We start from the raw sequence: 13,814 nt of genomic DNA on the forward strand, positions 1-13,814 counted from the left end.
GTTATCTGATTTTGAAAAAATCAACTGTGTTAGTTCCAATATTTTTAATGTTGATAGGTGCCATTATTACTGGTTATAGCTTTGAACAAAAAGACAGCTTAGAGTCACAAAAAACCCAATTATCTCGCAAATTAAATTATCAGGGCATTACTCAAAAGAAAATTTCTTATAAAAAGAAAAATATAGTTAAAGAAATTCCTTCAATCTACCAAAATATGAATCAAGCAGCTACTAAGGTGATTAACGCTGAACAAATTTTAGTCAAAACAGATTTTGCTAACAACGGTTTTAAATCGGGTAACAAAAAAAGTCCATCATATCAAGATGCTGAAACTGTGTTAAAAAGATACACTGTTCAAACTGGAGAGTGGAATCCTGCAACCACCAGGTGGTATCAAGGGACTAACTGGAATATCGAGGTTTATCCAACAACTGTTAACGGTAATTCAGTAATGGGAACTATTTTTGTAATTTATAGTGCCCAAAATAAGCCACAAGGATATATAACAGGTCATTTTAATAATAAAACCAAGAAGTTTTTCGATTTAAACACATACATGACTCAAGAGGGGCTAGATTCTTCTGCTCCTAAGCCGGGAAAGTGAGGTTACTTATGAAAATCAGGAAAGGAACAATCGGTTTAGTTGTATCATACTTAATTGGTTTTGGACTTATTGGATACGGCGTTTATCAATTTAACAGCATGCAACAACTAAAAGTGGAAGTGGAAGAACTATCCAGTCAAAAAGATACCCAATACAATAAAATTAAGCATCAAACTAAAACAGTAACAAATACAAAATATGTTGTTTCTAACGATGGTCAGCCTAGCGATACAGTAAAACATTTTAGTTCATTAATTAATGTCAGACTTACCAAATTTTTGACTTACACAGACGGTTATTCTTATGCAAAAAACAGAAAATTAGCTAGAAAATATATTCTAGCCAATAATTTTTTTGATGAAGTAATGCCAGCAGACGTGGATTCAACAGGTCATTCTGTTATCAACACTGAGAATTTAAAAAGCAAGGTTGAAAATGTTTCTGTTTATCGAATGGATAATGATTATTCATACACGGTTTTTATAGACTATGTTAATTACCACAACGATGATGATTTGGATAGCGAAAATAATTTAACACATAGTTATTTGGGCATGAATATTGATGTAAACAATATTGGAAATATTACAAGCTTAGTTTTACTCAAGGGATTAACTCCTGTTTATTCATAATTCATAAGTTAAAGAATCAATAATGTAGGTAGGTAGGTAATTATAAAGATGAAAATTTTGAAACAGAAAAATCAAAGTAAACAAATTTCAGTTCCTTTGACAAATACAGTAAAAAAATCAATTGACAACTTCATAATGAATGGCTTTTCCAACTCTTATCATAAAAATCAATTTAATGGACCACATGTAGATATATCTAGATCGTCTTTGATTAAGTATTTAATTACTGCTTACGGAGACAATGAATCTCCGCAAGGACTATACATCTTTAGAAAGTTGAGGCAATCATCATCACTTGAAAAATCTTCATATATCACTTTTTGTACTTCTAATACCAAATTGCTAAGCTTTCAGTACAATCAAGTTTACAAGTATGAATATTTACTAATCACAGGAATGATTGTGTCAAGGATTCCCATTATTAATTATTTTGATGGAAAACAAATAATCAACCTAGAAGATTTTTATTCACAACTACCCGAATTAAATAGATTTATTTTAAAAAACGTAGCAAACGAATAGTGAGTAGTACTATGAAAAATCTAACTAAAAGTAATTACTATTATGGTCAAATAGTTCACAAAAAGGCTAAAAACATAATACTAATCGTTACATTAGTGGGAATAGTTCTTGGAGGATATGGTGCTTTCACATTGAAGCAATATGCAGATGAAACACCAAAATTTAATCTAAAGCAATTCAATAGTCAGCCTAAAGTTACTAAACTATACGCTAACGATGGTAAAACTTTAATTTGGCAATCTAAATCCGTTCAATTTAAACCAATTGATGAGGGAGAAATTAATAGCAATGTTACAAATGCTCTAATATCCAGTGAAGATCGTAACTTTTTTAAAGAATCAGGGATAAGTTATCCTAGAACTATCAAAGTGGCTATTTATGATTTGCTACATAAAATTGCATCCTTACCTTCAATTCATAGTCGAACATTCATACCTCAGGGAGCGTCTACTATCACTCAACAATTAGTTAAGTTGAGTTATTTTTCAACTAAAAAGTCTGATCAAACTATTAAGCGTAAAGTTCAAGAAATAGTATTAGCTCAACGACTTAACAATCGATTAAATAAAAAACAAATACTGACGCTTTACTTAAACCATATATATTTAGGAAATAATATATATGGTTTAAAGCAAGCAGCTTATTCTTATTTTGGACAAAACGTAGAAAATTTAACATTAACTCAAGCAGCTTTATTAATCGGCATGGTACAAGCACCTAGTCAATATGATCCTTATGTTCATCCAGAAGCAGCTAAAAATCGCCGTGATAAGGTTTTAGCTGCTATGTATAGAAACGGTAAAATATCTCGCATAACTTGTTCAAACGCTAAAAATAGGGCAATTCAAAAAGACTTGCTTCCATTGCAGGACAAGCCGTTATTTAACAAATCATCACAAAATGGCGACGTAAGAATATACGCAAGTAGTTTTGTTCAAGCAACTAATTATCAGCTAAAAAAGAATAAACAGCTAGTTAAAAATAGAGGTTTAACAAAAGTTAAAACGACCATTAATCTAAGTGTTCAAAAAGAACTATTTGAAGCAATCAATAAAGATGATGAGTCTATTCCAAAGAATCTTCAAATTGCCGCTGTTGTGCTAAATTCCAAAACAGGGCAAGTAGTGGCAGAAGTCGGAGGAAGACATCAAAATACTTTTGGTGGATACAATCGTGCTATCAGCGACCAAAGATCGAGTGGATCCACGATTAAACCCCTAATTGACTATGCACCTGCATTTGAGTATTTAAATTGGAATCCTGAACACATGGTTGATGATTCGCCTTATGATTATCCTGGAACACATATTAAAGTTCGAGATTGGGATAACAAGTATATGCACCACATATCTGTTAATACTGCGTTAGCACAGTCCAGAAATATACCTGCTGTTAAAACTTTAATGACTGTTGGTTTAGATAAGGGACAGCAAATGTTGTCGCAAAATGGAATCCATCGTTCAAAAATTGATGGATCTAATGCAATTGGAATCAACATTTCGCCTGTAAGATTAGCCAGTGCTTACACCGCATTGGCAAATAATGGGCTTCACAGCAATTTTAATTACATAAGCAATGTAATTAACAGCAATACAAATTTAAATGTAACCAGCAAGCAAAATCAGGCAATGTCGCCAAAAACTGCATACATGCTAACATCTATTTTGAAAAATGTACCTAATTCTAATGGAATTGGTCATGATGCACATATAGATGGGCTAAACCAGGCAGGTAAAACAGGTACTGTCGGTTACTCTGATAAAGATCATAGATCTAGCAACGATGTATCGGACGAATGGTACGTTGGATATACCAAACAATATACAATCTCAGTTTGGACTGGCTTTGATAATCCCAAGCAAGCAATGGATCAATCTCAAGCTAAAATTTCTCAATTGATTTATCAAAAAATAATGAATTACGCAATGAGTAACGGTAATAGTGACAATAGTGATTGGGAATCCAGTTCAAATATTAGTAGAAATTTAAGACCAAGTAAGGATGGATATATAGTAACCAACAATAAACATACTCATCGTAAAAACAACGTCTTAATACACAAATAAAAATACAATAGTGGAGATAATTCAATTGTCAAAAACTTATCAAAATAGCCATTCATTCAAAGAATTTATAAAATTTATCGTCAATCAAAATGCGAATATATGGATAGTAATCCTGCTTGAAATTATCTGTTTTAGCATTGAACCACAACATCTTACTGCATCAAAACTAATAAAAATTGGTGCCGAAGAAAGTAGTATCAAATCATTTCAGCTTTTAAGACTAATAAGCGCTTTATTTATACATGTAACACCACAACATCTGATGTTTAATATATTCTGTCTTATAATTCTTGCATGCAATCTAAATCATTTCTTTGTCAATATATATCAACATCGATTAAATATCAGTTTTTTGATGATCTTTTTAATAACTGGAATTGGGGGAAACATAGCTTTTAAAATAAACTTGTTTAATAGTCATAAAAACACAGTATTAGCAGGTTGCTCAGGTTCCGTTTGTGGACTAGCCGCCTGTGGTGTCATTTTATATGGCTCATTGATAATATTCAGCCTTAAACATCATCAATTTAAGCTTAAATATTTTATTCAATTATTATTAATGCTCTTTATTTTGTATCTGTTCATAAACTCAGCATATATTTCAGATCAGTCAATTAGTTTAAGCGCACACGTTGGAGGTGCAATTAGCGGTCTAATCATTGGAGCAGTAGTATTAAAAAAGAGTAATTACTTAAAAAACATGACGAAGTTCAATCAAATGTAAAATAGGTAATATTTCATTTCATACAAAAAAGGCACTGCATTAGATTTGCAGTGCCTTTTTTGATAATTAAATCAAATTGGAAATACAAGCAATTGCATTTAGCAAAATGTGAAACACAATAGAATCACTTAACTTACTATTCTTCATATAGATTATGCCAAATAATAGTCCCATTGAGCTGTATCTTATCCAATCAAAGATTAAAACTAGCACGTTCTTTACACTATTTAGTGATAAATAATTACTAATATGTAAAAATCCAAATAGTAGGCTTATTATGATTAGCCAAACACCCTTATTGATTGTTTGTCGATACTTTAATAGATATCCAAGTAAAACGCCTCTGAACAAAAGTTCCTCAATAATGGGTGCAATTAGGCAGTTCAATATCAGAATGGATATTAATAGCTTATGATCATGATTTAACGCGTATGCATATATAGAATTAATTGCCTTTTGATTTTTAGTAGTTTGTGTTGTAGAAACTAATCTCAATTCTAATTCCAAAAAATTAATGAAGACGTTAAACAATATGTAAATTCCAAAGCAAATTATGTAGGTACATGCTTTATGTTTTAGATCGTCGTTAAACACATTAATCTCACTAAAAAATTGAAAATGAATTATTTTTTTCTTTACCAACCAACGTGTTATTAAATAAATATTAGCAACAACGAGTGCAATTCCGATGATGTAGTACAGCATCGATGCTTTTTTTAAAAGTAGAAATGACTCACCTAAATTATACAGTAGAAATCCTGATATAAATACAGTAACGGGTGATTCAATAATCGTCAGAAATCTATTTTTTATCATGTATTTTTCGACCTTGCATATGTTTGTTTGTTTTTTTAAATTCGGATAAAGCTTTAAAATATCCAGCTTGCTCCAAAACTTTTTGTTTATATTCTTTTTTGCTATTCTTCTTTGACAACCAACCATAGAACCCTGGTTTAATTTTTTTTAAAAGTAAGCTAAACCAGAAAACAAACCATATAGCAGCTAAGAAGTTAAAAATATTCAAATTATTGGAAATCAAAAAGCTGTCAGCTTTGGATATTTTTTGAGCTAAAATTAAATTAGAAACATAATCTTGAATTAGCTGAATTGGAATCCAACCTATTGTTAAATACAAAATTGTAGTCAAAATAAGTGATATGTAGTACGTAATTCTGATGTTAAACTTACGTAATTTTGGATTTTGACAATTTTCAAAATCTAAGCGATTATCATTCTGGATATGAAGCCACGTTTGCTTTAATTTTTTCATTTGAAATACATACTCCTTGTTAATAGTCAAGTCCATTAACTCTTGTTTTGCTAGCAATAACTGAAGTTTTAGTATGCTTAAAATCATTTTGAATAGTCGCATGATCCATAGGTTTTTGTTTCCAAACAAGGATCTTTTTAATCATTTTTGAATCTATTCCCGAATATTCTCTGATTAATAAACCTGAATTTGATTTCACAATGATAGTGGGAGTGTCTGAAACATGATTTGAATGAGCATATTTCAGAACTCTCAAATTATGTTTAGATACATTTAAAAAATGGTAGTTAATTTTATTGTTCTTCTTATGTAATTGATAATTAACGGTTTTGTAAATTACTTTATGTACCTTTATACAATCCCCACAATCATTTTGATACAAAACCACAACATTAAATTCTGGCTTTTTTAAATTATGAATATTGGATTGAACCGATAGTAAATCATAAGTTGAAACAATATGTTCTTTTAGCGTAAGAAAGCCTAAAGCTGTTATCAAACAAATGATTCCTAAAGTTAGTAAAGATAGTTTTTTTATTTGAATATTCATAATTTGATTATAACCAATTAAAATCACAATGTCTATTTTTTTACCGTTTAATTTGCAATTTTATTGTGAAATCTATTGATTTATGATCTACAAAAGCGCTATACTTAATTCGTATTATCGGAAAGTAATACACTCTCAATAATCTAAATTATTTAAAAAAGTACACTAATTTCTAGTGTGCTTTTTTAAGAATAAAAAATAGAAAAGGAGGCAACTTTTTTGAGCATTTTAAGTATAAGGAGACGAATAATCCATGACACTTTTTCATAAAAGAAAGGATAAAAAATTAGATAGTCTTAGACACGATTTTAATTCGAAGAAGCAAATAACAAATGAAGATTCAGTTTTTAAAAAAATTAAAAATGCGTTTGCTTTTTTTAAATCAAAGAATAGACATAATAAAATCCAAAGACAACTTGCGTACTACATAGTTGCATTCTCATTACTAATATCAGGTACTATTGTGTCAAAAAATCATTCTAATAAAGTCGCGATTCAGAGGGAAGAAACAGTTAGTGTTTTCAATAAAGATGGACAAATTACTTTTTCAAAAAGTCAAGTCAGTTTAACCTTGCATAAATTATTGATTACAAAATCTAGACATACTGCTTTTGTTCCCTTTACTCTTGATTCAATGAAAGTCCTATCTACTGATAGCAACAATTATTCAATATTTATTTTTCCGACTACTGTTTCAAAAATGAAATATCATCCTAAAGGTCAGCTATTACTATTTGGAGATACTGGTAGAGGAGTTATTTTAATTCATTCCGACACTAAGATAGCCAATCAACCAGTCAATATTGTTATCGAAAATCAAAAAGATTTAAATTCAGATGAAAGCTCTGAGCAACCTCAAATTTCAGAAGACACAAATAAAGCTATTCAGTCCATTCAAAAGAAATTTGACGCTCTTACTTTCAAAATCAATCCAGCAGCAAGATCAACATTAATTACCAAAAAATTATCTGATAACTCTAATTCGGTAGCTAGTTTATATACTAAATTTTTTGCTAAAAACGATATTAAAAAAATCAAAAGAAAGCAGAAATCAGATCAAAAGCAAATCAAGATCAGCCTTAATAAAGCTCAAGAATTGGAAGATAGACTAAAAAATCAGGGATACAAATTACCAAGAAATCCAGAATTCTTAAAAGATAGTTGGAGACCATTTAATGCTACAGACGAAAACGGAAATCTTTTAAACAATTCTGAACAAAATAAACAATTAGTACGCGATTTTAATAATCCGGAGAGTAAACAATCTTCTGTTGATCCTGATAAGCCGATCTATCCTTCTACTTTAACTAATATGGATGGAACCAAAATTGATGATTCAATTTCGTCGGATAGTGAAAATAATGATGATGTCCATCAACAAGGAATTGATCCATCAACTAATTGGCAAAATCTTCAACAAACTTGGAATGATATTTTTGATTTAAAGAAGGACTTGTATGTAAAACAGGTAAAAAGCATCGTAAAAATAAATAAAGATGTGAACCAACAAAGTAATCAAGCATCTATTGGTCAATCCAAAAAATTCAAATGGTTCGAATATAAATAAATAGGATAAGCGGAAGGAAGTCAAAAATAAAGATGAGTAGAAACACCTTAGACGTCATTCAAAAAGATATTGAGAAGTTAAAAAAGGATATTCAAAGAGGTATTGATTTTGGAGATGTTAAAGTTATCAAACATAAAGAATTAATAACCACCAAACATTCAGAAGTATCCTTTATTAAAAATCAGCTAGATGATTTAAAAAAAGAACTAACCGCGCAAGAAAAGAACTTTGTAAACCAAAAAATGTCTCCAGTAATAGCTCCTTTGTTAGAACAATTCCATGGTAATATTAGTGATATTCAATCAGCAATTAACAACATGATTACATTAACAGACAAAAAATAAGTTGTTATATTATTGATAAAAAACCGCCATATTTTGGCGGCTTTTTTATTTCTATAATTGCATATTTTTGCATACAGTGTTATCAAAATGAAGTTTCCAGAAGTAGTATTGACTCATTTTGATAACAAAAAAATTGCTATATTGAACATAAATGGCATCATAATTTTTGTATGAGATGTTGTCTACCTCAGAATAGAAAGCGGTATCAAAAATATTTTAGCTCCACGCTTCCTTATCCTGTTGTTTTAGTTAGTTCCTTTTTAACCATTTTTAATATATTGAACTATCTACTAGTCATTTTGAATAAGCTTTTTACAAGTTAGTTTTGACAGTGAGCAATGCGAACTGTAAAAAAAACCGTTAAAAATTTAACGGTCTAAACTTTTGATGCAACTACGCTAGCCTTACTTGAAACATAAAGTAAATATGGCATTCCTTGACGCAACGTATTATATTTTGCGCGATAAGGCATTACAGCATTTAAAATGCTATAAACAGCGATGGCATAATCCTGATCATTTATTTCGGAGAATGTTTTTCCAAAATCATATTTCTTAGGTGATTTAGATTTAAAAATTCTAGCCGTACGCTTTCTTAAGCTACAATTTAAACTTAAAGCCATATGGTAGTCCAACAAACTTTTATCATAATCAAATTTCACAGTATTGTCTTCCAAAAATTGGTTAATCTTATCTTCAGGAATAGACTCAATCAATTTGTTAACAGTAACATCATTTTCTAGTTTTGAGCTCATATCTTTTTTGCTAATCTTCTCAATGTTGACTTGACCTGCAACATTGGTAAAGTTAATTAATTGATGTAAAACTTTTTTGAAGTTAACAATTTGAAGTTTTGTGTAAGGTTTGTTGATGTCCACCCATAATTGTGGATAAAGAACATTTCTTGTCAAATCTACAAAATGTCGATTGATAATAACTTCAAAAGTATGTTTAGGGCTACGAACCACAGTTTTATCAAGCAAAAATTCAGTTTCTTCATCGAAAACTTCATTTGAAGCATAGGCTATTAAATGTAACCCACCGTGTCTTGACTTTTCGAGATAAGCAATTGGTAAATTTTTACATAAATATTCACGTGTAGCATGCGATGCTGATGCTTCAATATCAAAGATTAACAAATGAGTTTTATTAGCATTTTGACGAATAGTTCTGCCGGACTCCTTTAGTAGTTCACAAGAATTCAATTTACTCAAAGAAACCAATGTTTTATCATTTCGATAAAATCGTTTCATGGTCTGAATACTTAAATCTTTTTTGTTGATATGATCAATTAAATTTACTGCATCAAGTGGTTTTTTATCATCAGTCGAAATAGTCCAAACAGGTTGCTTTTCGACTGATTTAATAGCTGAATTTTCGTTAAACAAATTAATTTTTTGTTGTGTCGATAATGTACTATTCATTTTAATTACTCCTCATGTTAAAACTAAACTAAATAACCAAACATTATGTAAAACCAACTTTGAAACAGTTGGTTTTTATTCTTCTGATGACGTAACTGCATGACAAACTTCATTCAAGAAACCAAGTTCATGATTCAATTTAAATTGAAAAAACAAAAGTGCTTTCTTGAGTATTTTTTCTTCAGCGGACAAATTCTCAATATGAGCATTTAATTGATTATTCAAATTAAAAACAACCGGCAAACAATCCCTATTAATAGCAAATATTTGCTCATCACAAAGATCGGCAATCGCATTGACAACAGACCAACGAACATTTGACAAATCCGTATTACCTTTCAAATATTTGTGAACTTGAGAGGAAGATACTCCGATTTTTTCTGATAATCCTCTAACAGTCAATGAATTGTGTTTTAAATAATAATTAGCTTTCTCTAAATCCGTCATAGTATCTATCTCCAATCTCCATATTATTTCTTGTTACACTAAGGTTTTGGACTCGGAAGAGTCGTTTTTAAGCAACACATTTTAGACAACTTTTATGCAATTAAATGCAATAAATCTTGTATAAAAGATTTATGTTAGTTATCAATATAATTATATTATATATATTGATAAAAATCCTATTAAAATAACGTTTTACTCACTCATCAAAGGAATTCCATGTAAAATCAAGATATTGAATGTGTTCAAAAATCAAATTCAAGGCAAAAAAAAAGCATAAAAGAAATAAATAAGAATATTTTTATGCAAAAATATATTTCTTTTATGCATTTAACACATTAAAAAAACCGCTACTTAATAGGTATCGGTAGCGGTTGATTACAGTTAATAAGAATAATTAATAAAGTTTTAGCTCATCACAAGAAATAATTTCATCCAATACTTTAATTGATTTACAGTAATTGCATATACCACAAAGCTTTGGCTGTACATCACCACGTTTGATAGATTCAAAACGGTCTTGATTTTCCATAACTTGATTTGCTGCTTCTTCCATTCTCCATTCAGGAATGGAAATAATTGCTTTATCAGGAACTTTTTCTTTGGAAACAGCGATAATATATGGAGTACATACTACACCAAATGTTTGCTTGATCAGCTGCTGGTAAATCCACATCTGTAATGGATAGTTACGCTCTTCAATAAATGATTGATATTTTTGTTTTTCGATGGACCAAGATTTAGCGTGAATACTCTTTGTAGTTTTCAAGTCAATAAAATACTTGTTATCCAAATTTAAGCAGTCAATTTTTCCTTTCCAAAGTACACCATTTATTTTGCCGGTAACTATGGCTTCCTTTTTACCTTGATATAAGCGATTAAAAGCTATATCAGATTCCAGATATTGAATCATTTTATTAGCTTGAACAAATTCAGCATACAAGCCTCTTTTAGTTTTATCTTTTGCATTAGCAGCTGGTTTTTTATGAAGTTTATCAAAATTATTTTCAAGAAATTGTTGATGTGATTCCTTGCTTTCAAAGTATGTGTGCAAGTAATTACCAACTAATAAATTCTTATCATCATCAAACTTTTTATATTCGCCTTTTAACTCAGCTAAAGTAGCTGCTTCACATTCCAAAAAATTGGTAAACACACTAAAAGACTGCCACTTGAAATCAGTGTCGGAATTATAGTAATTTTTGTTAGTTAATGTTAATTGCGCATCATCATTTTTTACTGTCTTTTCTTCTAAGTTAGGTTTGATTTTAGTTGCTTGTAACATCATTATTACCTCCATTTATTTTATTTTTGTTAATTATTTAAAATTTGGCTAACATTAGTAGCTGGTTGCGAGTAGTTTGAATTAGTATCAACATGTAATACTTTTTTACCATTTTGGGAAAAATTAGCATTATCCATATTATTATTTTGATGGTAATTATCTTCTTCATCAGCTTTGGTATAAGCAGTTTGAAGTTCAGTAGTCATAGGACCCCATTTACTGAGCATAGTCCTTAAAACCGTTTTTAATGCCATCGAGTCATAGTTGCTTGCCCAGACACCATTTAACTTATTAGGATACTTAGATTTTGAATATTGTTGACGATGCATTTCAATCTGATTTTTGGACCAATAAACTGTCTTTTCAAATCCATTAATTAACTCAAAATACCCAATATATCCGATAGGCTGATCTTGACTATTACGATCACAAAAATTAGGTTTATAACTTATTTCCTCAGTGAGAGGATTCCATCCTTTAAACTCATCTTGATATACAGATATAGCATTGAGATGTTTATATAATCCAGATCGTTGTGCAAGTTGTATATAGCCTTTGTATCCCATTTGAGGCCTAGCGTAACTTAGACCATCATTCCTGTTTTTATAGGGAATGATGTACATGTAACCTAGATTTTGATCAATAGGTAAGTCTAATGTAGCTGCAACTAGTGCCGCTTTTACTATGCTGCTTTGTTCTACCATTTTCCAGTCCTGATGAGAATTCATCAGAGAAACTATAGAACCAATAAACTGTTGGGCTTTATTGCCTAGTACATCCACAAACATTTTCTTAATTTGTGGAAATTTCATTTGAGTTACAACAGGAAGATCACTACTATACTGCACCATTTCTGACATTTTATTTCTCCTTTAATTAATAGCTTAATTTAATTTTTAAAATGATTTCCAGTTCGATGATTTCTCAAGAAACTAAGGTCAACATCAAAGATTGACTCTAAAAAATTGATTAATCCATCCTGATGGACTATTAAAATTAATTTTTTAAAAATAGCAACCATTGGAACAGCAAATGTAACACCCAGTAAAAAGCTTAAAACATCAATATATATCTCCATAAAATAACAGCTCCTTAGATATACTGAATAACTTGAATTACACTAATGTTTTGGCAGTTGCTTAAGCAACTGCAGAAAAAAGAGCATAAAAAAACCAATTAGATTAAACACTAATTGGCTATCTAGGTCTAAAATCTATCTAGGACTAAAATAATGAAGATACTAATCAATTTATCAAAATACCTATTACTTATCTATTAATGGCTTATTATAAAATGCAAGATTTATACCAAGACTCTTGCAAAAATACTCAAACGATTCATGCCAAAATTTATTATCAGCCTGAGCCCATTCATTAACGGTTAAAACACTAAAATTACCATCAACTAGTTTTAACGTTGATGAATTTTCTAAATTACTAGAACGTAAAACTATACCACGAGATTCAGGATCATGATCCATTAATTTAATCATGTCAGGGTAAGTAATCCTTTCTAAATTAAAGCCATTATTCATGCCCAAGGAAACTATTTCTTGTAATGATTGATTACTATAATCTTTGTGGAACCAGTCTAAATAATCTGCTAAATTAGCTATTTCAATCAAGACATTCAACCGATATGATTTTTCTCCTCTAAGATTGAACTTAAAAATAGCATCTTCAAAAGAAACTAAGACAGTTATTAACGATACATCTATTTTATTATTTATCATGACAAATAGCATCTCCTTAAAATTCTAACTCAATATCAACTGTGGCACACAATGTGTCAAAAGCATCAATAAAAGATTCCTCATAGAAATCATTTCCAGTGTTTTCCATAAATTCTTCAAAAGTGATTTTTTTTTGATAATGATCGAAAAAATTAAGTAGACAAGATTGATTCATATCCTTATCAATTCTAATGTTTAATTCTGCATAGCCATCATTATTATCTCCATAAGAAAAAACATCACTCAATGTAAGCAATGTTGGATCAATTTTTTTTGGATAATTAACATCAGAAAACATATTGATGCCCCGCTTAGAAAATTTTTCAATCATCCTGGCAAAAATACTTCGATTGCCTGTATTTGCTACCATTGCTAATTTATTACTCATTTCAAAACTTTTGAATGACGTACCAATAGCTAAAAGATCTAATATCATATCTACACCATCGCCGCCAAATTGGTAATGCAAACCTACGCCGGCAATCTCTTCATTATTTTTAGTTAGCTTAACTAAAGCTTGTGTTCTCAAACCCATAATCTATAGTCACTCCTCATAAAGTCATAAATTAAATTTACAAGGTAGATTTGGCATATGCATAGCATATGCAGGAAACGATAAAAAATGAATCACATGTCATTAAAAATTGTTA

General features: G+C 30.0%; 17 protein-coding genes. 7 read left to right on the forward strand and 10 right to left on the reverse strand.

Going from position 1 to position 13,814, the window contains the following annotated elements; all coding sequences use genetic code 11:
• Positions 1-11 precede the first annotated feature (11 nt).
• The 5 genes from AC3B7A_RS09150 to AC3B7A_RS09170 are packed head-to-tail and all read left to right on the forward strand — an operon-like array spanning position 12 to position 4,549.
• Positions 12-605 carry a hypothetical protein gene (locus AC3B7A_RS09150; RefSeq protein ID WP_489756621.1) on the forward strand — a complete coding sequence of 198 codons (594 nt, stop codon included), beginning with the start codon at positions 12-14 and terminating at the stop codon, positions 603-605.
• A gap of 8 nt (positions 606-613) precedes the next feature.
• A complete protein-coding gene (locus AC3B7A_RS09155) occupies positions 614-1,237 on the forward strand; it encodes a hypothetical protein (RefSeq protein WP_489756622.1) in 624 nt (207 codons plus the stop codon).
• 48 nt (positions 1,238-1,285) lie between these two features.
• Entirely contained in the window at positions 1,286-1,759 is a 474-nt protein-coding gene (locus AC3B7A_RS09160) for a hypothetical protein (protein WP_489756623.1), read from the forward strand.
• 11 nt (positions 1,760-1,770) lie between these two features.
• Entirely contained in the window at positions 1,771-3,825 is a 2,055-nt protein-coding gene (locus AC3B7A_RS09165) for a transglycosylase domain-containing protein (RefSeq protein WP_489756624.1), read from the forward strand.
• A gap of 25 nt (positions 3,826-3,850) precedes the next feature.
• Complete coding sequence (locus tag AC3B7A_RS09170) at positions 3,851-4,549, forward strand: rhomboid family intramembrane serine protease (RefSeq protein ID WP_489756625.1); 699 nt, start codon at positions 3,851-3,853, stop codon at positions 4,547-4,549.
• A 66-nt stretch (positions 4,550-4,615) separates the two neighbouring features.
• Here AC3B7A_RS09170 and AC3B7A_RS09175 read toward each other — a convergent pair whose 3' ends face one another.
• The 3 genes from AC3B7A_RS09175 to AC3B7A_RS09185 are packed head-to-tail and all read right to left on the reverse strand — an operon-like array spanning position 4,616 to position 6,396.
• Positions 4,616-5,365 (reverse strand): CPBP family intramembrane glutamic endopeptidase, encoded by a 750-nt coding sequence (locus tag AC3B7A_RS09175; RefSeq protein WP_489756626.1) that lies wholly within the window; start codon positions 5,363-5,365, stop codon positions 4,616-4,618.
• Positions 5,352-5,819, reverse strand: a complete 468-nt coding sequence (locus AC3B7A_RS09180; RefSeq protein WP_489756627.1) for a hypothetical protein — start codon at positions 5,817-5,819, stop codon at positions 5,352-5,354. Before AC3B7A_RS09180 ends, AC3B7A_RS09175 begins: the two co-directional genes overlap by 14 nt.
• 19 nt (positions 5,820-5,838) lie before the next feature.
• On the reverse strand, positions 5,839-6,396 hold the full coding sequence (locus tag AC3B7A_RS09185) for a thioredoxin domain-containing protein (protein ID WP_489756628.1): 558 nt from the start codon (positions 6,394-6,396) through the stop codon (positions 5,839-5,841).
• A 226-nt stretch (positions 6,397-6,622) separates the two neighbouring features.
• Between AC3B7A_RS09185 and AC3B7A_RS09190 the strand changes: the two genes are divergently transcribed.
• Entirely contained in the window at positions 6,623-7,936 is a 1,314-nt protein-coding gene (locus tag AC3B7A_RS09190; protein WP_489756629.1) for a hypothetical protein, read from the forward strand.
• 32 nt (positions 7,937-7,968) lie between these two features.
• Positions 7,969-8,280 carry a hypothetical protein gene (locus AC3B7A_RS09195; protein ID WP_489756630.1) on the forward strand — a complete coding sequence of 104 codons (312 nt, stop codon included), beginning with the start codon at positions 7,969-7,971 and terminating at the stop codon, positions 8,278-8,280.
• Between the two features lie 376 nt (positions 8,281-8,656).
• On the opposite strand, the gene AC3B7A_RS09200 is transcribed toward AC3B7A_RS09195, so the two are convergent.
• The 7 genes from AC3B7A_RS09200 to AC3B7A_RS09230 form a co-directional block, all read right to left on the reverse strand.
• On the reverse strand, positions 8,657-9,703 hold the full coding sequence (locus AC3B7A_RS09200; protein WP_489756631.1) for a hypothetical protein: 1,047 nt from the start codon (positions 9,701-9,703) through the stop codon (positions 8,657-8,659).
• Between the two features lie 75 nt (positions 9,704-9,778).
• On the reverse strand, positions 9,779-10,150 hold the full coding sequence (locus AC3B7A_RS09205; RefSeq protein ID WP_489756632.1) for a helix-turn-helix domain-containing protein: 372 nt from the start codon (positions 10,148-10,150) through the stop codon (positions 9,779-9,781).
• 394 nt (positions 10,151-10,544) lie between these two features.
• A complete protein-coding gene (locus AC3B7A_RS09210; RefSeq protein WP_489756633.1) occupies positions 10,545-11,435 on the reverse strand; it encodes a PD-(D/E)XK nuclease-like domain-containing protein in 891 nt (296 codons plus the stop codon).
• A 26-nt stretch (positions 11,436-11,461) separates the two neighbouring features.
• Positions 11,462-12,292, reverse strand: a complete 831-nt coding sequence (locus tag AC3B7A_RS09215; protein ID WP_489756634.1) for a recombinase RecT — start codon at positions 12,290-12,292, stop codon at positions 11,462-11,464.
• Between the two features lie 29 nt (positions 12,293-12,321).
• Positions 12,322-12,510 carry a hypothetical protein gene (locus tag AC3B7A_RS09220; RefSeq protein WP_489756635.1) on the reverse strand — a complete coding sequence of 63 codons (189 nt, stop codon included), beginning with the start codon at positions 12,508-12,510 and terminating at the stop codon, positions 12,322-12,324.
• A 186-nt stretch (positions 12,511-12,696) separates the two neighbouring features.
• Entirely contained in the window at positions 12,697-13,164 is a 468-nt protein-coding gene (locus tag AC3B7A_RS09225; protein WP_489756636.1) for a hypothetical protein, read from the reverse strand.
• 16 nt (positions 13,165-13,180) lie between these two features.
• Entirely contained in the window at positions 13,181-13,699 is a 519-nt protein-coding gene (locus AC3B7A_RS09230) for a hypothetical protein (protein WP_489756637.1), read from the reverse strand.
• Positions 13,700-13,814: the final 115 nt, after the last annotated feature.

The sequence above is a fragment of the Bombilactobacillus sp. ESL1202 genome, assembly GCF_058107125.1.